Annotated in this window: 22 protein-coding genes; all 22 read right to left on the bottom strand. The window is 31.0% G+C overall.

The features are described 5' to 3' along the window. Positions 1 to 58: 58 nt before the first annotated feature. Positions 59 to 529, bottom strand: a complete 471-nt coding sequence (rpsG, locus tag ACO5J6_RS05115; protein ID WP_485642503.1) for a 30S ribosomal protein S7 — start codon at positions 527 to 529, stop codon at positions 59 to 61. 28 nt (positions 530 to 557) lie between these two features. Beyond that, entirely contained in the window at positions 558 to 944 is a 387-nt protein-coding gene (gene rpsL, locus ACO5J6_RS05110; protein WP_485642501.1) for a 30S ribosomal protein S12, read from the bottom strand. Positions 945 to 1,466: 522 nt separating this feature from the next. Then, positions 1,467 to 2,126, bottom strand: coding sequence for a hypothetical protein (locus ACO5J6_RS05105; RefSeq protein ID WP_485642499.1), 660 nt, complete (start codon positions 2,124 to 2,126; stop codon positions 1,467 to 1,469). 115 nt (positions 2,127 to 2,241) lie between these two features. Further along, positions 2,242 to 4,179: an ABC-F family ATP-binding cassette domain-containing protein gene (locus ACO5J6_RS05100; protein WP_485642497.1), complete on the bottom strand. Its 1,938-nt coding sequence runs from the start codon at positions 4,177 to 4,179 to the stop codon at positions 2,242 to 2,244. A 116-nt stretch (positions 4,180 to 4,295) separates the two neighbouring features. Next, the gene (locus ACO5J6_RS05095; protein WP_485642495.1) at positions 4,296 to 5,183 is read right to left on the bottom strand and encodes a DMT family transporter; all 888 of its coding nucleotides are present in this window, start codon (positions 5,181 to 5,183) and stop codon (positions 4,296 to 4,298) included. Between the two features lie 19 nt (positions 5,184 to 5,202). Continuing rightward, complete coding sequence (locus tag ACO5J6_RS05090; protein WP_485642493.1) at positions 5,203 to 5,619, bottom strand: YjdF family protein; 417 nt, start codon at positions 5,617 to 5,619, stop codon at positions 5,203 to 5,205. 371 nt (positions 5,620 to 5,990) lie between these two features. Beyond that, entirely contained in the window at positions 5,991 to 6,578 is a 588-nt protein-coding gene (locus ACO5J6_RS05085) for a DUF937 domain-containing protein (protein ID WP_485642492.1), read from the bottom strand. Between the two features lie 70 nt (positions 6,579 to 6,648). After that, entirely contained in the window at positions 6,649 to 7,209 is a 561-nt protein-coding gene (locus ACO5J6_RS05080) for a lipoprotein (RefSeq protein ID WP_485642490.1), read from the bottom strand. Positions 7,210 to 7,360: 151 nt separating this feature from the next. After that, positions 7,361 to 7,594 carry a 30S ribosomal protein S18 gene (gene rpsR / locus ACO5J6_RS05075; RefSeq protein ID WP_006806301.1) on the bottom strand — a complete coding sequence of 78 codons (234 nt, stop codon included), beginning with the start codon at positions 7,592 to 7,594 and terminating at the stop codon, positions 7,361 to 7,363. 26 nt (positions 7,595 to 7,620) lie between these two features. Continuing rightward, positions 7,621 to 8,037, bottom strand: a complete 417-nt coding sequence (locus ACO5J6_RS05070) for a single-stranded DNA-binding protein (protein WP_485642488.1) — start codon at positions 8,035 to 8,037, stop codon at positions 7,621 to 7,623. 88 nt (positions 8,038 to 8,125) lie between these two features. Beyond that, positions 8,126 to 8,410, bottom strand: a complete 285-nt coding sequence (gene rpsF / locus ACO5J6_RS05065) for a 30S ribosomal protein S6 (protein WP_485642486.1) — start codon at positions 8,408 to 8,410, stop codon at positions 8,126 to 8,128. A 95-nt stretch (positions 8,411 to 8,505) separates the two neighbouring features. Beyond that, a complete protein-coding gene (gene ftsZ, locus ACO5J6_RS05060; protein ID WP_485642485.1) occupies positions 8,506 to 9,600 on the bottom strand; it encodes a cell division protein FtsZ in 1,095 nt (364 codons plus the stop codon). 38 nt (positions 9,601 to 9,638) lie between these two features. Further along, the gene (locus ACO5J6_RS05055) at positions 9,639 to 10,307 is read right to left on the bottom strand and encodes a cell division protein FtsQ/DivIB (protein WP_485642483.1); all 669 of its coding nucleotides are present in this window, start codon (positions 10,305 to 10,307) and stop codon (positions 9,639 to 9,641) included. 141 nt (positions 10,308 to 10,448) lie between these two features. Beyond that, the gene (murB, locus tag ACO5J6_RS05050) at positions 10,449 to 11,306 is read right to left on the bottom strand and encodes a UDP-N-acetylmuramate dehydrogenase (RefSeq protein WP_485642482.1); all 858 of its coding nucleotides are present in this window, start codon (positions 11,304 to 11,306) and stop codon (positions 10,449 to 10,451) included. 113 nt (positions 11,307 to 11,419) lie between these two features. Continuing rightward, complete coding sequence (murC, locus tag ACO5J6_RS05045) at positions 11,420 to 12,763, bottom strand: UDP-N-acetylmuramate--L-alanine ligase (protein ID WP_485642480.1); 1,344 nt, start codon at positions 12,761 to 12,763, stop codon at positions 11,420 to 11,422. A gap of 14 nt (positions 12,764 to 12,777) precedes the next feature. Then, positions 12,778 to 13,842, bottom strand: coding sequence for an undecaprenyldiphospho-muramoylpentapeptide beta-N-acetylglucosaminyltransferase (murG, locus tag ACO5J6_RS05040; protein WP_485642479.1), 1,065 nt, complete (start codon positions 13,840 to 13,842; stop codon positions 12,778 to 12,780). A gap of 84 nt (positions 13,843 to 13,926) precedes the next feature. Continuing rightward, a complete protein-coding gene (locus ACO5J6_RS05035) occupies positions 13,927 to 15,030 on the bottom strand; it encodes an FtsW/RodA/SpoVE family cell cycle protein (RefSeq protein WP_485642478.1) in 1,104 nt (367 codons plus the stop codon). Positions 15,031 to 15,105: 75 nt separating this feature from the next. After that, on the bottom strand, positions 15,106 to 16,479 hold the full coding sequence (murD, locus tag ACO5J6_RS05030) for a UDP-N-acetylmuramoyl-L-alanine--D-glutamate ligase (RefSeq protein WP_485642477.1): 1,374 nt from the start codon (positions 16,477 to 16,479) through the stop codon (positions 15,106 to 15,108). 170 nt (positions 16,480 to 16,649) lie between these two features. Continuing rightward, positions 16,650 to 17,738 carry a phospho-N-acetylmuramoyl-pentapeptide-transferase gene (gene mraY / locus ACO5J6_RS05025; RefSeq protein WP_485642476.1) on the bottom strand — a complete coding sequence of 363 codons (1,089 nt, stop codon included), beginning with the start codon at positions 17,736 to 17,738 and terminating at the stop codon, positions 16,650 to 16,652. 18 nt (positions 17,739 to 17,756) lie between these two features. Continuing rightward, the gene (locus ACO5J6_RS05020; protein WP_485642475.1) at positions 17,757 to 19,385 is read right to left on the bottom strand and encodes a UDP-N-acetylmuramoyl-tripeptide--D-alanyl-D-alanine ligase; all 1,629 of its coding nucleotides are present in this window, start codon (positions 19,383 to 19,385) and stop codon (positions 17,757 to 17,759) included. Between the two features lie 44 nt (positions 19,386 to 19,429). After that, positions 19,430 to 20,029, bottom strand: a complete 600-nt coding sequence (locus ACO5J6_RS05015) for a D-glycero-alpha-D-manno-heptose-1,7-bisphosphate 7-phosphatase (RefSeq protein ID WP_485642474.1) — start codon at positions 20,027 to 20,029, stop codon at positions 19,430 to 19,432. Positions 20,030 to 20,471: 442 nt separating this feature from the next. Further along, positions 20,472 to 20,963: a hypothetical protein gene (locus ACO5J6_RS05010; protein ID WP_485642473.1), complete on the bottom strand. Its 492-nt coding sequence runs from the start codon at positions 20,961 to 20,963 to the stop codon at positions 20,472 to 20,474. Positions 20,964 to 21,354: the final 391 nt, after the last annotated feature.

Below are 21,354 nucleotides of genomic sequence, written 5' to 3'. Positions count from 1 at the left end.
TAAAAACAATTTTAAATTATTTAAAAACAGATTTACTTTCTCGATAAATAAGTTTTTATTACCATTTGTAATGCGCAAACGCTCTGTTAGCTTCCGCCATTTTATATGTATCGTCTTTTTTCTTAACCGATCCGCCTTCATTGTTTGCAGCCGCAATCAGTTCTTTTTTCAGTTTGTTTACCATTCCGTATTCTTTTCTTTCTCTTGTATATTTAACTATCCATCTTATAGCTAAAGCCTGCTGTCTTTCTTTTCTTACTTCAACCGGAACCTGATAAGTTGCCCCTCCGATTCTTCTTGATCTTACTTCCAGTTGAGGTCTTACATTTTCCATTGCTCTTCTGAAGATTTCAATTCCTTCTTCTTGAGTTTCTTCAGTTATTTCTTTTAATGCTGTATAAAATATTTTTTCAGCTAATGATTTTTTTCCGTCTTTCATTAGTCCGTTTATAAATTTAGTTACTACTTTATCATTATATTGAGAATCAGGTAAAACGTCTCTTTTTTCCGCTCTTCTTCTTCTTGACACTATTTGTCCTCCTCACTTTTTAAAAATTTTAGTTTGAACTTCCTGCTGCAGGTTTCTTAGTTCCGTATCTTGATCTACCTTGTTTTCTGTTTACAACTCCGGCAGTATCCAACGCACCTCTGATTATTTTATATCTTACCCCCGGCAAGTCTTTTGTTCTTCCTCCTCTTATAAGGACGATACTGTGTTCCTGCAAGTTATGCCCAATTCCCGGAATATAAGCTGTAACTTCAATCCCGTTTACTAATTTAACCCTTGCTACTTTTCTTAACGCTGAGTTAGGTTTTTTAGGTGTAGTCGTATATACTCTGACACACACACCTCTTTTTTGAGGGTTTCCTTTTAATGCAGGTGATTTTTTCTTTTTCTCAGATGTGCTTCTACCAAATCTTACTAATTGATTAATAGTAGGCATGTTTCCTCCTTCCAACATTCTTCTATATATTTTTCTGTGTTATTTTTATAAACTAAAACTTTTAAAAAGCTCATTTCTTCAATCTATGTCTCTTTATCAGACATAATGTATATCTATATTCAGATATAACGATTTACTCTAAATTCACTCTAAAAGATATGTATCTTTAATACATATCTTTTTCAGCATTTAGTTTATGAGTTATAACTTGACTATTGTATAATATTTAAGCCCTTGTGTCAAGGGCTTAATAGTTTTTTCCAAAAAAAACTGCTATATTTTTTATATAAATTTTATATTTAATAATATATAATATATATTATCGAAATCAGAAATTAAAGTAAGAATTTTATAATAAACTTACTCTGATAAAATAACCCATTATAATGAAAAATATATATCAAATTTTATAATAGATATATTCTAATAAAACAATTTTTTATGGCAAAATACACGTAAATATATATATAACATACAAATATATTTATAAATTATTTATTTTATTTATTATTGAATTATTCACTATCTCTCAGGGTTCCATGATTTCATTATCCAATTTGTCATTTCTTTTATATTTTCAGGTTTCCCTTCAGCAGAAACAAAATATATTTTATTTCCAAGAACGACTACATTTGTTACTAATGATATGCCCGAAAGATTTTTGACTGTCAGCTGTTCTCCCTTATAACCATTTACATTTACACTTTTTCTGACTAAATTTGATTTGGGATTTCCTGCATTCAGGTAGCCCTCATACAATCCGTCGATGACCTGTTCGGCTATTTTCTGATCCGAACTTCCTTTCTTATCTCTTATTGTCAATGCATCCAATGTAAAAATATCAGTCATATTTCTCGAAATCTGGAAAGCCGTAAGAGTAGTGTCAGGGTCGTTAAACAATTGCCAGTCCCCTTTTGGAAGAGCTATAAATCCTACGTATTTGTTACCAAAACGCCCTTTCTTAAAATATTCCTCGGCAGCTTTATAAAGTTGTTTTTTTTGTATTCCTGTTGCTATAGCTTTTTTTATTCCCTCTTCAGTTGTCAAATCTGTAGCACAAGTCAATTCTCCCTTGGGAATATAGCAGTCCTGATTTCCTTTCTTAGCTGCACCGTTTGAAATGACTGACATTCCCAAAGCCGCTCCTAAAATCATCATTTTTAGCAAATTTCTTTTTTTCATTTTAAACACCTCTCTAAAATTTATATTTATTTTTTATTATAATAGTGTATCATATCATACTTACTACCATAATTCAAATTAGTTTCTAATTTTTTCAGTTTGTTTTTCTACCTGATTATTCTCCATAATTTTTCAGTTCCTCCGATTTTTTGTCCCATTCTTCCATTTTTTCCATTTCTTCTAGCTCAATTTTATCCAGATGTTCCTGTATTTCCATTAATTTCCCGACGTCATTCTGCTTTCCTGCGATTTCGTATTCTCTGTTCAACTCCTCCCTTTTGAGCGTGATTTTTTCCATTTCATTTTCAAGTCTTACTATATCCCTTTTCAGTTTAGTAATTTTTTTATTAAGTTCTTTCTGCTCCTGATAGGATAATTTACGCTCTTCCTTTATTTCCAGTTCTTCAGCAGTTTGAGAGGAAGACTTCATATTCTTTAGACTCTCCTTATAATCTTCATAATTTCCTTTAAATTTTGTAAGTCCGTTCTCATCAAGGTAATATATCGTATTACATATACTATCTAAAAAATGTCTGTTATGGGAAACTACAAGCATTGTACCGTCAAAATTTTCCAGAGCGTCTTCAAGCACCTCTATGGAATAAATATCCAGATGATTTGTCGGCTCATCAAGGATAAGAAAATTTGCCCTTTTCATATAAAGTTTTAAAAACGAAACTCTTACTTTTTCTCCTCCGCTCAGCTTTTTAACTTTTTTCAGCACATCATCTCCTGAAAACAAAAATCCTCCCGCAAGAGTTCTCAAATATTCTTCCGTCAGATTGAGCGAAACATTTATTTCCTGCAATATGGTATTCTCATCAGTCAAATCCTGATGATCTTGATCATAATATCCCATTTTTACCCGTGAACCAAAGTCCACTTCTCCGCTATCTTTTTTTAGTTTATCAACTATTATTTTTAGTAAAGTGGATTTCCCGATACCGTTTTTTCCTATTATTCCTACTCTTTCTCCTTTGTATAAATTAAAACTGATATTATTGAGAACTTTTTTATTTCCAAAAGATTTTTCTATATTTTTTACTTTCAGCACATTATCTCCGCTTATTCCGTCCGTTTCAAATTTCAGCTTCATTCTCTGCGGATTGAAAACAGGGTCATCTGTTCTTTCTATTCTGTCCAGTATTTTCTGACGCCCTTTTGCCTGCCTTGCCTTTATTCCCGCACGGAACCTTTCAATATATTCTTCCATTTTCCTGATTTTTTCCTGCTCTTTTTCGTATCTTTTTATTTCCCCTTTCAAAATCATTTCTTTTTGCAGTATAAATGAAGAAAAATTTCCGTCATATTTATACAGTTTCTTATTTTCTATCTCATATATCCTGTTGCAGACATTGTCAAGGAATATCCTGTCATGGGAAACAAGCAGAAATGTCTTATTGTATCTTTTCAAATAATCTTCCAGCCATTCGATAGACACTAAATCCAAGTGATTTGTAGGCTCATCGAGGATAAGTAAATCAGGTTCTATTAACAGCAATTTTGCCAATGATGCCCTTGTCCTCTCTCCTCCGCTTAAATCTTTCAAATAAAGATTGTGATATTCATCTGTCAGCTCAAGTCCCGTAAGTATCTGCTTTATTTTATATTCTATTTCATAACCGTTTTTTGCTTCATAAAGGGATGACAGCTCTGCCGACTGATTTATAAGGCTTTTCAGTTCTTCTCCCTCCGCCGTTCCTAATAGCATATTTACTTTCTGAAGTTTACTCCATATTTCCCTTTCCTCGGAAAATACCGACATCATTTCTTCGTATATGGTATTTTTTTCATCTGAAAATTTGTGATTTTGGGACAAATATCCTACTTTTACTAACGGACTTTTGATTATTTCTCCAACTTCATTGGGATTATTATCCGCTCCGTCTACTCTTTCCTCTCCTAACAGCATTCTTATAATTGTGGATTTTCCTACACCGTTGAGTCCGACTAACCCTATTTTATCCTTTTCTTCTATCGAAAAATTTATGTCCTTTAATATAAAATCCCCTGCAAATTGCTTATATACTTTGTTAAACTGCACTAAACTCATTTTTTCTCCTATATTTTTCTATTGAAATTGATATTTCTCCTTTAGAATATATCTATATATTTTATTTTTTTCTCTTTTTATTCTTTCTCTTTATGTTATAAATTTGTCGTTTATTTTTACGATGACAGTTCACTTATCAGAGTTGAACCTAAAATCATTATTCCTCCAATAACTGTAAATACATCGGGTTTTTCTCTTAAAATCAAAGTTGACAGCAAAATGGCAACAATAGGATCTATATAGCTGAAAATAGCTATTGTATGAGCTTTTAATTCCTGTATTGCTGAAAAATATAGAGTATAAGTTATTCCTGTATTTATAATTCCTATAATTCCCAATAATATCAACGTTGTAAAATTAAAAGTCAGACTGGCCGTATTCTGTGTCAGTAAAGTATAAGGTGCAAGAACTGCCGCTGCAATTCCGAGCTGCATAATCGTCATTGTGTAAGAGGAAATCTTTTTCAGATGTTTATTCAGCATAATGACAACAGCATAAATTATCGCTGCCCCTATTCCAAAAAATATTCCTTTCAGCTGTAGATTTTCCGTTCCCCCTTTTTCAAATATTCCCGATACAAAAATCATTCCAATAAGGGCAACACCTATACATACAATCTGTTTAAAAGTCAGTTTTTCTTTCAGCACAAAAGGAGAGGCGATTATTACAAAAACCGGTGCCAAATAATAGCATAATGTTGCAACGGCAACAGTTGTATTACGGTACGCTTCAAACAGAAAAATCCAGTGTATTCCGATCAACATTCCTGACAAGCACAGTATTGATAGATTATTCTTTATCTCCGTATACGAAATTTTTATCTTTCTTATTTTTGTAAAAATTATTAGAAACAATGTCCCTATCACACCTCTCGCAAGTGCGATAACACTTGACGGTAACGGAATATTCCTTACAAAAATCCCTATCGTTCCGAATATAAACATTGCTGTCATAAGCCTGAATTTTGCATTTTTATCAGTCTGTTTGCTTTTCTGTCTGTCCATTGCACTATCCTTTCTTTATTTATCTTCCTTTATATTTTTCTCTTTTCTTATGCTGTTTTATCTGAAACTTATGCTTTTCTTCTATTTCTTTCTGCTTTTTATTGTTCTTTTTCCTTTCAATTTTATTTTTTTCATGTTCCGACTTTAATATCTCCTGAGATTTTGTACTTATTCCTCTGTTTTTAAGACTTCTGCGTATTTCTCTTTGAAGTCTTTTAGGATTTTCTGACTTTTTCTTCTGTTTGATCCGAACAGTCTCACTAAATTTTAAATTGTCATATTCCTTTAAAACAAAATCATAAATCTCATAATCTTTCGGCTCAGAACCAAAAACAATTTTACAGACAGTCAGTCTTTTATCTATCACTTTTTCAAATATACCTACCCAAAAAGGATTTTCAAAAAATATAGTAAGTTTTCCTGATATTTTGCTCATAGCAACAGCTCCTCCTTAAAATTTGATAAGCAAAGAACGGACGACCTAAGGAGGAAGGTTACTTACAGTTTTAACTGTGTCCGGACTACCAACCGGAACTGTATTATAAAATACATTGTGTTTTTATCTTTGCAAAGTTATTATATAATATTTTTATATAGTTTTTCAATTTTTAATTTCATTTTACTTCTATTTGATTATCTAAATAATAAAAAATGAGATTACCTTAAAAATAAGAAAATTAAAGTAAACGCAAGAAAAGAAAAATAGTATTATTAATTTTCAAATAAGTAAAATTATTGAATAATTCATAAATACTATTTTTTATCATAAATTTCTCTATTTTAAGACAGTCTCATTTTTTAATTATATTATTTCTTCCCTCCAAAAAAATTTCCTACCATTCCCATTATGTCGTCCACTACATTTCCGTCTTTATTTGCATCCAGCATATTTGTAACCAGTCCCATTATTCCGGATGCTTTTTCATTTCCTCCTAATGTTCCTGACAGCATTGATGTCAGTGCATTAAGTCCTCCCGCATCGAGATTGTTTTCCTTTTTTTGCTGTCCCAATGCTCCTAAGACAATAGGTGCAAGCATTTGCAACATTTTCATACTTCCGTTTGTATCCAGTCCGCTTGACTGCGATATCGCATTGGCAACATTTGTTGTTTGATTTCCGAACAGATGATTTAATATCCCTGTTCCGTCTTTTAAGTCAGGATTGCTCAAATATCCTGAAAGATTATTCAGTATTGACCCGTCATGTTTTTCCAGTGCATTATTCAATGCTTCTGCCCCTTTTTCAGTCCCCGTGTTTTTATTCAGAGCGGCAAGCATTGCAGGTAGTGCAGCTTCCAGTCCATTTTTCACTTGTCCTTCTGTTCCTCCTATTTGTGAAGTCAATTTTTCCAAATTCTGACTTCCTAAAAGCCCTATTATTCCTTCTAAATTCATAATTTGATTTCCTCCTTGATATTTTGTTTTAAGTATTATAACCTAAAAACGTTTTTTCCGCTATAAATATTTATATCTGCTGGGCGATAAATATAATTTCTCCCGTATTTTTATCTATAGTTATCCCATACTTTATACCATTCTTATAAGTCATTTCGTTGGACAAAGCTCCCTCTTTCATTCCCGCAAGCACTTCTGCGTACAATTTTCTTGCTTCCTCATCATTTATATTTTCATCGGAAACTTCTATAAGATTGGCAACAAGGTCCTCTATCGTTCCCAAGTCGGTTCCCGTTACCGTACCTACTTTTACTATAAGACTTGTAACTTCTATCCCGTCATAATTTACAGTGTAGGCAGAATTTTTCTTTATATTTATTTGGGAATGATAATAATTTTTATTTTCAAATGTAAGTTTCTCAAATTTTTTTATACTGATTTTATTTTCTCGGGAATTATTTTCAAATTCTTCGATTACCCTTTCTACCGGTTTATCAGTAAAAATCTTTGATTGAACCGTCTTTTCATGGTCTTTTCTCTTTTTTTCCTCTTCCAGTTTTTTCTTATTTTGACACGAAATAAAAAGTAAAGTCAATAAAAGTATTATTATCCAATTTTTTTTATTTATCATTTTTACCCCTCGTTTCAGAACATTTTTTATATTATTAATTATACTATAAAATTTGGAAAATAAAAATTATTTTTACTGATATTTAACTTAGAAATTATCTATAAATAATTAAAAAAAGAGGATTTATATTAAAGAAATCCTCTTTATCAGGTTATTTTTCTATTCTTGTATAAGGCATTAAAGCTATCTGTCTTGATCTTTTAATAGCTTTTGCTATTTTTCTTTGGATTTTAGCCTCTAATCCTGTAACTCTTGCAGGAGAGATTTTTCCTTTATCATTCATAAAGTTTTTTAATAAATCCACATTTTTATAGTTTATATCTTCTACTTTAAATTTTACTTTTGGTCTTCTTTTTCTTCTTTTAAATTCAGTAGCCGGTTTCATATACTATATTCACCTCCTAATTTTTCCTAAAATGGAAAATCATCGTCATCCATTATTTCTTCATTGTCATTATCAGCAAACGGCTCATTATTTTGAGACACCTGATTTTGAGAGTAGGACGCTGACTGTTGTCCCTGTCCTCCTGCAGGGTCTAAAAATTCAAACTTATCTACTACAATGCTATACGTTTTTATATTTTTTCCGTCTTTTTCGTAGCTTCCTGTTTCCAGTCTGCCCTGTATTGCTGCTCTTTTACCTTTTCTCAGGTATTCGGCTATTATTTCAGCTGCCTTGTTCCATGCAACACAGTCAAAAAAATCCGTTTCATTTCTGTTAAATTCTTTTGCTACAGCAAGTGAGAATCTACAGAAAGCTTTTCCTGATTGAGAATATTTCAATTCAGGGTCTTTTGTTAATCTTCCGATTAATGTTATATGGTTCATATTTTTCCCCCTCGATTTTTTAATTTATTATAAAATTAAATTTTTATAACCCCCGTCTGTTTTTAAAATTATGAATTAGTTATTTTGATTAGTCATTTTTAACTATCATATATTTCAATATTGATTCACTGATGTTTAATTTTGCTTCTACTTCAGGTAATCTTGTTCCGTCAATCTGGAACAATGTCAGAACATAATATCCGTTTTCTTTTTTCTTGATAGGATATGCAAGTTTTCTGTCTCCCCAGATTTCTGTTTTTAATTCTACAGCTCCGGCTTTAGTCAATGTTTCTTCAACCAGTGTTACACCGGCTTTTTTTTCATCATCGCTTAACTGTGTAGAAAGTATAAACATAATTTCGTAATTTTTCATTTATTCTTCTCCTTTCCTTCGGCTTTTTAGCCCTATTTTTTAAAATAGAGCAGGTCTATTTATTTTATCAAAAAAATAACATAAAATCAAGTCATTTATTCATCTTTTGAGAAAAATGACGGCACTACAAACTGAGTAGGATGATTTTCAGAGTCGCTTTTCAGAAGTTTTCCGTCTTCTCCGTCAGCCTTTTCAGGGTCGTTTTCAAAATTTTCTATTCCTCCAAACACGGTTCCTTCGAGGGATTTATTATATCTATCCTGAAAATCCGTAGCAATTATCGATACTCTAATTGTCCCTTCAAGTTCAGGATCAATAATAACTCCCCATATAAGGCTGGCTCCTGCATTCCCTGTTTTATGAGAAACTGTTTCAGAAACTTCCCTTATTTCATGAAGTCCTATATCTCCTCCCGCAGTTATATTCAAAAGTACTTTTCTTGCACCTTCTATCGAATTTTCAAGTAATGGACTGTTTAATGCCTGTTCAGTCGCAGTCTTAGCTTTTCCGTCTCCACTCGCTTCTCCGAACCCGAGCATGGCAATTCCCGAGTTGCTCATTGTAGTTTTTACATCAGCAAAATCAAGGTTTACATATCCCTGTTTTGTAATAAGGTCGGATATACCTTTTATCCCCACTCTTAACACGCTGTTTGCTTCCTTAAACGCTGTCATCAGGGTTATACTCACATTCGGCAGTTCAAATAATTTTTCGTTAGGTATCGCTATTAATGTGTCTACATTCTGTTTTAAATTTTCTATCCCCAGTTCAGCATTTTTCTTTTTTAAAGGCCCTTCAAATTCAAAAGGCTTTGTTACTACAGCAACTGTCAAAATGCCCATACTTTTGGCAATTTCTGCAACAATAGGAGAAGCTCCGGTACCTGTTCCACCGCCCATTCCCGCAGTTATAAACAGCATATCGGTATCTTCCAGCATATCCCTGATTTTTTCTTCAGATTCTTTTGCCGCTATTCTCGCCTTTTCAGGGTCAGCTCCCGCTCCAAGACCTTTTCCCAAGAGAACTCTTGTTTCCGTTAATGATCTTGCTAAATCCTGTGCATCAGTATTTACTGCAATAAACTCTACATCTGTTATGTTGCTTTCTATCATGTCGTTTATCGCATTCCCTCCTGCACCACCTACTCCTACAACTTTCAGTTTTGCTATATTGTTTGAACTTTCTCCCATGTTATCCTCCTGAATTATTTTACATTAACATCTTAAATTTAATATCTGTAAACATCTTTATATCTTATATCTATATGGTTTTTCGTTTCATTTTCATTTTTTATTTCTTCGTATAATTTATATCTGCTGTCATATTTTTCCGAGCTTACAAAAGTGTCCGTTATAATTTCTATTCTATTTTTAAGTATAAGTTTATATGATTTGCCGCTTTTTCTTATTTCTGATATCATATCATATAAATCTTTATTTTTTATTTTAGACAGAATAATTTTTATATCTTTTAATGATTCATCGTCAGTATATATCACTACAGGAATATTTTTTGACTCCATTTCCGAAATATGCCCGAACAGATTTAAGTCTTTATCTGCAAGAAATATATCATTTCCCTTTTTCACATAAACAAAAGGTACCCTTTCTTCCAGTTCCACAATCAGTCTGCTCGGATAAACTTTTCTTATTACGACTTTTTCCACTCTTGCGTCTTTTGACAGCAAATCTTCGATTTTCCCGGTATTTATATATACAATATTCTGACCTTTTAAGTTTTCTATTTTGTTTATAATATCGTCTTTTAAAAGATTGTTTTTTCCCTGAACTGTTATTTCATTAATTTTAAAATAATCCGTTTCTATAAACTGTTTACCGAAGTAAATCAGACCTGACAATAACATCAGAACAAATACAGTTCTTATAAATTTTTGCATTTTCCACTCCGAATTTTGTTATATATTATACACTCTTTTTTAATAATATTCAATTATTAAATTTTATATTATATTTTCTAAAAAATCAAAAAATAGTTTTATTTGCTATTTTTAAAGACTTTTGTAAATAACTTTTATTTCTTAATCTGTTTTAAGTATTATTATTTCTGTTTCCAACTTAGTGTTAAATTTTTCGTAGATAACTTTTTTTACATGCTCAATTATGGAAATGACATCATCAAATTTTGCGTTTCCTAAATTAATTATGAAATTTGGATGTTTACTTGAAACCATTGCATTCCCTACTCTATATTCTTTCAATCCTGCATCGGATATAAGCTGTGCGGCAAAAGTTCCTTCAGGATTTTTAAATGTACTTCCTAAATTCGGGTATTCCAACGGATGTTTATTTTTTCTCTGGGTTCTCTTGTCAATAACACATTCCCTGTCAAATCCTTTTTCAAATTTAAATAATACGGAAACTACAATCCATTTATTCTTTTTTATTTCCGTATTTCTGTATTTGAAATCCAGCTCCGATTTTTTCAGGCTTTTTATTTCTCCGTCATTCTTACAGACTTCCACTTCTTCTATACAGTCAAAAATCTCTGTTCCGTAAGCACCTCCGTTCATATTTACAAGTCCGCCTACCGAGCCGGGAACACCTGCTATATTTTCCAGTCCTGTATAATCATTTTTTTCCATAAATTCTATAAGCTCATCAAAATCAAGTCCCGCTTCTGCTCTGACTAAATCATAATCTCCATGTCTTTCCACAATTTCTATATTTTTAAAATTTTTCAGAGAAACAAAGCTGATGTCCAATTTTCCGTCGCTAATCAGAGTATTTGTACCGTTTCCCAGAAGAAATATTTTATCCCTTGTAGCAATGATATCTTTCAGTTCTTTCTTATCTTCCACAAAAATCAGTTCTTTTGCAATTCCGCCTATTTTCATATGGGAATATTCTTTCATTTCCATATCTTCATATATTTTCATATATCCGTTCTCCCAAATTTCCTATATATTTTTTAATTTTCAATCTGTTATTTTTCCCGATCCATTTTCCATAAACTTTCCATAAATATTTTTCAAAATATATTTCAGACATATTATTTCAATGTACTTTTTATCTGGTGTGCAAGTTTTGATACACTCCCTGCACCCATAAATACATAACTTCTATTGCTATTTTCATGACTTTTCACTAAATCCTGAATTTCTTCTTCCGTGTACACTTTTACACCATTTCCTATTTTTTCAGCCAGTTCTTCCGAAGATACTCCGTAAGTATTGTCCTCTCCTGCGGAATATATAGGCATTAAAATCAGCTCATCGGCTTTTTTGAGAGATTTTATAAAATCATCAAAGAAAAATTTTGTCCTGCTGTATCTATGAGGCTGGAAAATCACGGTTACATCTCCCTTTTCATTAGCTTTGGCAGCTTCTATAGTTACTTTTATTTCTGTAGGATGATGAGCATAGTCGTCTATTATTCTCAAATCTTTGTCATATATTACCTGATATCTTCTATTCGCTCCCTTAAACTTGGCAAGTCTTTCCTTCACAGTTTCAATATTGCAGCCCAATTCATCAGCCAGATATATTACGGGCAGGGAGTTTGCAACATTATGTTCTCCCGGTATGCATAATGTAAATTCTCCAAGATTTTTACCGTTTTTTATGACTTCATAATGTGTACACCCATTCTTTACAGTAATGTTAGTTGCAAAAATATGGACATCTTCCCTTTTTACACTGTACCATATAATATTTTTATTATGCAGGTTCAATGTAGACATATCTTCACAATCTTTACACAAAATTGCCAGTTTTTCTGTACTGTCAATAAATTTTTCAAAAGATTTTTTTATGTTTTCATATGTTCCATGATGTTCAAGATGATCAGGTTCCATATTTGTTACAACAGAGTATTTAGGTTTTATATACAGAAAGGAGTTATCACTTTCATCAGCTTCGGCTATAAAATATTCCGAATTTCCTATCTTACTGTTACTCTGTATTTCAGGGATTATCCCTCCTACTACTATTGTAGGGTCTTTTTCAAGAAAAGCGACGCTCATCATCGAACTTGTTGTTGTTTTCCCGTGAGTTCCTGCAATGGCTATGCCTTCAAATCTGTTCATGAGTTGAGCCAGAAGCTGTCCCCTTTTTATCTTTTTTATCCCGTTTTTCACTATGTACATATATTCAGGATTTGTCTCTCTTATTGCAGTTGAGTAAACGAATAAATCTATTCCTTTATCTTTTACATTTTCTTCAGTCTGACCTATATATATTTTGATACCCATATCTTCCATTTCCTGAGTTATATTTTTTCTTTCAAGGTCAGAACCTGCCACATTATATCCTTCCTTTACAAGTATTTTAGCAAGTCCGCTCATACCGATACCGTTTATTCCACTGAAATAAACGTTCCTAATATCCGATAACATTATTTTCCCTCCATTTATTTTGAATAATTGTCTATTTTCATCGTTTCTATTATCAAATTTGCAGCATTTTCTTTTTTCAGTTTTTTTATATTACTTTTCATAAAATTAAGCATTTCATCATGTTTTACAAGTACAAGAGCTTCTTTTATACCTTTTTCGGCTTCTTCATTGGAAAAAGTTTTTGCACCGTTTACATATTCCAGAACATCGGCATTTTCCTTTTGACCTACGAAATCATAAGGAATTAGGACTGACGGCTTTTCCAGTTGTATCAGCTCGGATATTGTGGACGCTCCCGCACGACATATTACAAGGTCTGCCGCTGCCATATAGTCGGCAGCATTTTCAAAATAAGGCATTATAACCGCATTTCCATAATCTTTCATTCTAAACACGGCTTCTTCATAATTTTCTTTTCCCGTTGCCCAAAATAATTTTAAATTCTTATCTTTAATTATTTCTTTCCATGTTTTCAAAATTGCCTCATTTATATTTTTGGCTCCGAGACTTCCACCCATTATTAATATAGCTTTTTTATCTTTATCAATATCCAGTTTCTTTCTTTCTTCATTTTTATTTTTATTGTAAAATTCTTCTCTCAAAGGATTTCCCGTAACGATAAATTTTTTCTTATATTTGTCGGGTATACTGTCCAGTGTGTTTTCAAACGCAAGGAATATCTTTTTGGCACCCTTATAGAAATATTTATTGGCAAGCCCCATTGTACAGTTTTGCTCCTGTAGATAATAAGGTATTCCCAGTAGTTTGGAAGCAACAAGTACCGGTATCGTTATATAATTCCCGAAGGCTATAATCTGATCAGGTTTTTCCTTTTTTAATATCTGTACAGCTTTGAACGTCGCAGAAACAGCTTTTATTATTCCCTTTACCGATTTAAGAGGGATAACATCAAGACCTTCAAATCTAAATCCTTCTTTAGGTACAAGCTCTTTCTCCATTCTATGTTTAGTACCTATAAACAGAGTTTCAATATTCTGTTCTCTCATTTTTTTTGCAATGGACAAGGCGGGATATATGTGTCCCCCCGTTCCTCCTGTTGTGAGTATTACTTTTTTCATAGTAAATTTCTCCGTTTCTTTTTCTTTTTAGCCGATAAGGCATTTTTTATATGGCAGTAACATCAGTCTTTTCCACATAGTTTTTTAATCTCTTTCGGCTTCCAGTTCCTGTCTGTAAAAAGCCCTTATAATATTATATACTATCCCCAAAGCCGCCATTGTTACTATCGTTGTACTTCCTCCATAGCTTAATATAGGTAATGGAATACCCGTAGACGGTACCAGTCCCATTACAACTGCCAGATTTCCTATTATTTGGAGCGAAAACATTGAAAGAATACCTATAAGGATATATTTTGCATACATATCCTTTATTTTTACTATTGTTATAAGTATCACTCCCAGCAGAACCATATAAAGCAGTATCAGTATTATCGAACCGACAAACCCCATTTCTTCGGCATATCCCGAAAATACATAGTCAGTATGTATTTCAGGCAGATAAAAATATTTCTGAAATCCGTTTCCATAAAATTTCCCTATAAGTTTGCCACTTCCTATGGCTATTAACGACTGCCGTAGCTGATAAACTTCATCACTATTTTTTAAATGTCCCAGCAGTCTTTTGAGCCTGTACGGCATCGCTGTTATCGCACCAAATCCCAAGACACCTAATCCCAATAACGTTACTAAAAACTCGCTCATTTTCACACCTGAAATAAACATCATTGTCAACCCTATAAGCGTTATTTGAGCTGTACTACTGAATGCTTTTTCCATAATTATAAGTACAGAATATGTCATTGTTGCTGCCAAAATGGAAAACAGCATTTTGAGTTTATTTTCTCTTTTTCTTTTCTGCAAATCTATCAAACCTGCCAAATGCAGTATTAAAATTAACTTTGCGAACTCCGAAGGCTGTATACTGAACTGTCCTATAGCTATCCATCTTGTCGCACCGTTGACATTTTTTCCTATCCCCAGAACTGCAAGTAGCATTAAGAACCCTATAAGATATAATAATTTTCTTATTCTTTTATATTTTGTATATTCAAAATTCGCCGTAAAAATAAAAAGAATACTTCCTGCTACAAGCCATATTATCTGTCTTATCAAAAAATAATAATGATTGTTATACTCTTTCAAACCTCTCGGAAAACTCACGCTTGCTATCATCGCAATACTGAGTCCCATTAATATAAGCATTATTATTATGAGAGTTGTTCCTAAAATTTTTCTGTTTTTCAATTTTTTCTCTCCCGAATATATAATTTCCTAAATTTATATGGTCTTTTCCGTATATTTTCCCATTTTCCCTCAGGATTATCCCAGAATTTTTTTTGTCAGTTCTTTAAATACTTCTCCCCTATGTTCAAAATTTTTGAATTGACAGAAACTCGACGTCGCGGGAGAAAATAAAATCGTCTGATTTTCAGAAAAGTCCATATCTTCCTTAAAATAATTCAATATATTTTCCAAAGTCTCAAGATTACGGTAATTTTTATATCCTGCTTTTTCCATATCTTTTATAAGTAAAGGTGCATTATCCCCTATCAGATAAACAAAGCTGACTTTTTCTTTTATTTTTTTTACTAATTCATCATTACAAATTTTTTTGTCATCTCCTCCGCAAATCAATATTATGGAATTATCAAAAGAGTCTATCGCTTTTAACGTAGATTCCACATTCGTGCCTTTGGAGTCATTTATAAATGTAGTATTTCCTTTTACAAAAAAATCTTCTATTCTATGTTCCAATGCTTTTGTAGTCTTTAAAAATTCTTTTGTCTTATCATCAGGTATACCAAGTATTCTGGCAGTTCCTATTAAAAACAGCATATTTTCAAGATTATGCTGTCCTTTCAATGACAAATGTCTTACGGCTATAAACTGTTCTGCCTGACTATTTTCAGAAATATCTGTATCTTTACAGTCTTCCGCTCTGTCATTAAAATTTTTCATAATATATATATTGCCGTCCTCAACGAATATATTTCCTTTTCTTTCTTTGCTTAAATATATTTTTTGAGCTTTTATTTTTTTATCCAAATTTTTATCATTACATAATTTTTCAAAATTTTCATCATCTAAATTTATTAATGCAAAATCACTTTCTGTCTGCTTGGAAAAAATATTAAATTTTGTAATATAGTAATCTTCCACGGAGTTGTATCTTGACAAATGGTCAGGTGTCAGATTTATTATTCCTGCAATATGCGAATGTATTTGCGGTTCATTTTCCAACTGATAGCTGCTCAGCTCCAGAACTATGTAATTTAAAGGCTCTTCATCGGCTACAATTTTTGCGAAAGAATATCCGGCATTTCCTGCGAGCCTTACGTTATATCCGGCATATTTCAAAAGCTCATAAGTCTTTGTACATGTAGTTGTTTTCCCATTTGTCCCTGTAAAGGATATTACTTTTATATTTTTATCCATATATTTATAAGCCAGATCAATTTCAGAAATTATTTTAACTTTTTTTTCCAGTGCCACTTTCAATAATTCGGCTTTCCATGAAATTCCGGGGCTTTTTACTATAAATTCTATTTCTTCTCTATTCAAAATTTCTATTCCTTTAAATGAAGGTATTCCTACTTTATCATCAATTAAATATACTTTATAATTGTTCTTTTCAAGTAATTCTTTTGCTCCAAGTCCGCTCAGCCCTGCTCCGAATACCAAAGCTTTTTTCATTTGCCTTTCCTCTTTTCAAATCATTCTAAATTTTCAGAATTATTATTCATAAAATTATTATTTGCCTGAATATACTGTAATCTGTTCCTTATGACGTTTTCTTATAATGTTAAAAATCCATAAATCATAAATATTATATAATTTTGAATACTATAATTAAGTGTTTTTATTTATCTCAATTTTAGCATTATAAATGTAATCAGACACATTATCATTGTTACTATCCAAAATCTTATTGTAACTTTTGTTTCAGGGATACCCAGCATTTCAAAATGATGATGAATAGGTGCCATTTTAAATACTCTTTTCTTGAACGTCTTGAAATGCCAAACTTGTATCATTACCGACAATGCTTCCAAAATAAATATAAGTCCCGCAATAGGAAGCAATAACTCCTGTTTCAGGAATATAACTATTATTCCCAGTATTCCTCCCAAAGTTAGAGAACCTGTATCTCCCATAAATACTTGAGCGGGATAAAAGTTGAACCATAAAAATCCTATCAATGCTCCAACAACCGCTGCGAGATATACTGTAATTTCGGCAGCATCTCTTATATGATATAAGTTCAAATATTTCGCGTACTCATAATGGCCTGTCAGATAAGTGATTATAAGCAATGTAACACTCACTATAATTATAGGACCGCTCACAAGTCCGTCAAGTCCGTCGGTCAGATTTACCGCATTTGATGACCCTATAATTACAAACATCATAAATACAAAGAAAAGCCCGGGACCTATATATACATAAGAATTTTTTATTAACGGATTTATTATTGAATAGTCCAGAGTTTTATTCAATATTCCGTATTTATAGATAAATCCGAAAGTCAATCCTGTTATTATTAGCTGTCCCAATATTTTTTTCTTTCCCGAAAGACCGCTTTTATGCCTCGTTAATTTCAGATAATCATCATAAAATCCTATACTTGTGAATAATATTGTTATTACAAATAAAAATATTACAAATTTATTCATAAAATTTCCCGAAATCAATGTAGCAAACAATATGGCTCCAATTATAAGCAAGCCTCCCATTGTAGGCGTTCCCGATTTTGTCTGATGAGTTTGAGGACCGTCTTCCCTTGCAGTATCTCCATATTTTTTCTTTTTCAGCCATGCAATAAAAGGTTTTCCGAATACCAGCATAAATAAAAATGCTATTCCGAAAGCTATGGATGCCCTTATCGTTATTGACTTAAATATCCTTAAAACTCCCCAGTTTTCTATAAATAAATATTGTAATAAGTATAACATGAGTTACTCCTTTTCAGTTTAATCAATTATTTCTTCCAGTTTCATTCCTCTGGAGCCTTTAATTAATACAGCTTTTTTATCAGTTACTTTTTTCAGCTCTTCTTTTATAAGGTTTTTATCTGAAAAATGAAAAACTTCTTTTTTCTCAAAATTTTCTTTCTTATTTCCTTTTTCATTTTCTTTTTCAAAATTTCCCTTTAATTTGCTATAAAGGCTTTTCATTCTTTCACCAAACAAATAAATTTTATCAAGTTTACATTGTTCTATTGTCTCCGAAAGCTCCGAATGAAGCTCAAGCTCTTTTTCTCCTAATTCCAGCATATCCCCCAGAACAACTATTTTTAGCCTGTCATTATAAATTTTTGAAAATGTCTCCAATGATTTTCTCATCGAAGCAGGACTTGCATTATAAGCATCATTTATATAAACTGTATTTTCCTTTTCAATTATCTGAAATCTCATATTTGTAAGATTTATGTTTTTTACAGTTTCTTCAATGGTTTTATCATCTATGTCAAATTGTTTTGCCACGGCAATCCCCATTGTCAGATTTAATATATTATGTTCTCCTAAAAGATTTGTATTAAAATTTCTTTCTATTTCGCCGTTTTCATTTGTGTTTTTATTCATATTATCTATATTTATATTTGTATTATTTTTATTATTTCCATTAATATTATTTATATTGCTTATATTATCCGTATCTGTGTTGTCTGTAGCTATATTATTTTTATCCATACTATTTATATTATTCATATTTTTGAACATATTTTCAAAATTTTCTTTTTCATTGTATTTCAGAGAGAAATGTGTTCCTTTCTCATCAAATTTTACATCTCCATAATAGAAATAAGAGTTTTTATTTTCTTGTTGATACTGTTTATCTTCACTGTCCTTTTCAGTCTTGTCGTCATTTCCTCCAAATTTTCTTTCACTCTCTTTTAGAACTTTTACTATTTTCAGCCTGTTATTTTCTATATCTTTTAGATAATCATCGTCTCCATTTATAATCAAGACTTCTTTTGTATAAGGTACTATCTCCGTTTTTGCCTTAAAAACGTTTTTCTTCGTGTGCAAAAATTCTAAATGTGATTCTCCTATATTTGTAATTATGCTGATATCAGGATTGGAAATTTTTCCTAAGAGGTCTATTTCTCCAAATCCGCTCATTCCCATTTCCAAAATTATAAATTCGTCATCTTTTTCAAGACGTAACAAAGTGAAGGGTAGTCCTATATGATTATTATAGTTCCCTTCTGTCTTTTTTCCTTTATATTTTGCAGAAAGCAGCTGATACGTTATATCTTTTACCGTAGTCTTGCCGTTACTCCCTGTAATTCCTATCACTTTTATATCTAATGCTTCTCGCCATTTTTTGGCAAATTCCTGTAAAAATAAAACACTGTCATTTACATAAAAAGCTCTATCCGTATACCTCTCATCTATTTTTGCATTAATATCGTCATAAACTGCATATGCTCCTTTTTCCAATGCTTCATTAATATAGTTATTTCCTCCCCTTATTGCTACAAATAAGTCATTTTCCTGAATTTCTTTTGAATTCATTGAAACCTTATTTATATTTATAAAACCATTATCTATATTTTTGCTGCCTAAAATGCTGCAAAACACTTCATTTTTAGTCATCAGGTTATCTCCACTTTTACTTATAGTCAGATTATAAAATTATATCACTTGACAGAAGATTTTTCAACACAATTTTCAATATAATCTGCAAATTCGGAAATATTGTCTACAACTATAGACTTCAGTCCAAATTTTTCCAATTCTCTCTCGTTTTCTCTTCCATATCCTGTTCTTACAAGAACAGTTTTTATTCCTAATTTTTCAGCAGGTATCAAGTCCGTTATCCTATCACCCAGCATATAGGAGTTTTTTGTATCAATATTAAATTCCCGAACAGCTCTCAAAAAATTTTCTATTCCGGGTTTTCTACATTCACATCTGACTGCATACTTTCCTGTCCCTTCAGGATGATGAGGACAAAAATATGTCTTTTCTATCTTTATACCGTTTTTATACAAATCGTTTTCGACATATTTTTCCAATTTTAAAAAATCATCTTCAGAATAATATCCTTTAGCTATCCCTGCCTGATTTGTAATAATAGCAAATTTATACCCCATTTTAGATAATTTTTTTAAAGAACTTACTACTCCTTTTTCATATTCAAAATCTTCTATTTTGTACAAATAAGATTTTTCAACATTGATTACACCATCTCTATCAAGTAAAATAAACTTGTTCTTATCCGTCTTATTTCCCTCCATAAATATTCCTTTGTAATTTATTTTCAATATTCTCTTATTAGTCCTATTTTTTTAATCATTTATATGTCTTATTTTTTGATAAATTTAGATATTTTAAATTGCGATATTTATAAATTCTTATGTTTTCTTCTTATTTTAGTATATATATTTTCTACTATTTTATTGTAGTTCTATTCTTATTTTAACCATTTATGTATTTATCTTTTATTAAATTCAGATGTTCCAAATCGTAATATTTATAAATCTTCTATATTCTTCTCTTATTTAGCAAATTCATTTTCTATCACATTTGTTTATAATTCTTTTTTGTTTTGATCATTTATGTATTTTGTCTTTTGTTAAATTTAAATATTACAAATTATGATATTTATAAACCTTCTCAGCTTCTTTTTTATTCTTTCTTATTTTAATAAATCTATTTCTTTTTACTTCAGATTTTTTATTAAAATTCATCAGGTAAGTATATATACTCCAACAATTCATCTTTTCTCATCCCTCTGATGTTCATCGTAAAAAATATCTTGTCTTCAAGAATACTTAAAGCACCGTAATAAACATCAGGTTGGCATTCGTATTTTTCTTTTAATATAAACTTATTATTTTTTACACTGAATTCAAAAATTTTCTCATATTTTTCATTTCTGAAATGGTAAAATTCAATATGAGAGTCATGAAAATACCACATTTTTTTATCAATATATCTTGTATTATTATCCAGCAATATTTCATCCAAAAAATATAGCTTATTATAATCTAACGTCATAGTTACGGTTCCACTTCCCATATAATTCCAATCCATTTGAGAGTTACTTAAACTTTGAGCTTTAAAATAAAGTTTTTTTATATTTTTCATTATTTTAAATACAGTCATAATACCTATATCGATTTTTTTATTTTCTTCTTTCTTGCTTTCCTCTTTCAAATTTTCTTCCATAAACCCACCTTTAAATAAGATTATATTTTACCTATACTCTAAGTATACCAAAAACAACACTTAAAATAAAGAGAAAAATAATAAAAAAAAGAAAAAAATACTCGAAATTAAAAAATATACTAAAAATAAAAATTTGAAAAAATAATTGATAGAAAATAAAAGATGTGATTTTTTATTAATTTGAGAAATTAATAATTTGATAAAAAAATTAAATATTAATATTCCTTTTTTAATTATACTATTAATATACCATTAAATTACAACACTGTTATCTAAAACTGTAGATTTTATTTTTAAGTTGCTAACCAATAAAAACATTACAAAAAAATTACACTAAAAAAGTTTGGCGACTACCGATTTTCCCTAGAAGGTATCTAAGTATCTTAGGCGT

The organism is Pseudoleptotrichia sp. (assembly GCF_057270515.1).
Note: the sequence above shows the minus strand (reverse complement) of the source record. Positions and strands in the feature narration are given on the sequence as shown.

Coding starts and splice junctions, on each gene's coding strand:
- rpsR (WP_006806301.1), bottom strand. CDS start 7,594: ATGAAACCGGCTACTGAATTTAAAAGAAGAAAAAGAAGACCAAAAGTA.
- ftsZ (WP_485642485.1), bottom strand. CDS start 9,600: ATGGGAGAAAGTTCAAACAATATAGCAAAACTGAAAGTTGTAGGAGTA.
- ACO5J6_RS05015 (WP_485642474.1), bottom strand. CDS start 20,029: ATGGAGGGAAATAAGACGGATAAGAACAAGTTTATTTTACTTGATAGA.
- rpsL (WP_485642501.1), bottom strand. CDS start 944: ATGCCTACTATTAATCAATTAGTAAGATTTGGTAGAAGCACATCTGAG.
- ACO5J6_RS05055 (WP_485642483.1), bottom strand. CDS start 10,307: ATGCAAAAATTTATAAGAACTGTATTTGTTCTGATGTTATTGTCAGGT.
- ACO5J6_RS05100 (WP_485642497.1), bottom strand. CDS start 4,179: ATGAGTTTAGTGCAGTTTAACAAAGTATATAAGCAATTTGCAGGGGAT.
- murC (WP_485642480.1), bottom strand. CDS start 12,763: ATGTTATCGGATATTAGGAACGTTTATTTCAGTGGAATAAACGGTATC.
- ACO5J6_RS05010 (WP_485642473.1), bottom strand. CDS start 20,963: ATGGAAGAAAATTTGAAAGAGGAAAGCAAGAAAGAAGAAAATAAAAAA.
- murB (WP_485642482.1), bottom strand. CDS start 11,306: ATGAAAATATATGAAGATATGGAAATGAAAGAATATTCCCATATGAAA.
- mraY (WP_485642476.1), bottom strand. CDS start 17,738: ATGTTATACTTATTACAATATTTATTTATAGAAAACTGGGGAGTTTTA.
- ACO5J6_RS05070 (WP_485642488.1), bottom strand. CDS start 8,037: ATGAACCATATAACATTAATCGGAAGATTAACAAAAGACCCTGAATTG.
- ACO5J6_RS05080 (WP_485642490.1), bottom strand. CDS start 7,209: ATGATAAATAAAAAAAATTGGATAATAATACTTTTATTGACTTTACTT.
- ACO5J6_RS05090 (WP_485642493.1), bottom strand. CDS start 5,619: ATGAGCAAAATATCAGGAAAACTTACTATATTTTTTGAAAATCCTTTT.
- murG (WP_485642479.1), bottom strand. CDS start 13,842: ATGAAAAAAGTAATACTCACAACAGGAGGAACGGGGGGACACATATAT.
- ACO5J6_RS05085 (WP_485642492.1), bottom strand. CDS start 6,578: ATGAATTTAGAAGGAATAATAGGGCTTTTAGGAAGTCAGAATTTGGAA.
- ACO5J6_RS05095 (WP_485642495.1), bottom strand. CDS start 5,183: ATGGACAGACAGAAAAGCAAACAGACTGATAAAAATGCAAAATTCAGG.
- murD (WP_485642477.1), bottom strand. CDS start 16,479: ATGAAAAAAGCTTTGGTATTCGGAGCAGGGCTGAGCGGACTTGGAGCA.
- rpsF (WP_485642486.1), bottom strand. CDS start 8,410: ATGAAAAATTACGAAATTATGTTTATACTTTCTACACAGTTAAGCGAT.
- ACO5J6_RS05105 (WP_485642499.1), bottom strand. CDS start 2,126: ATGAAAAAAAGAAATTTGCTAAAAATGATGATTTTAGGAGCGGCTTTG.
- ACO5J6_RS05020 (WP_485642475.1), bottom strand. CDS start 19,385: ATGACTAAAAATGAAGTGTTTTGCAGCATTTTAGGCAGCAAAAATATA.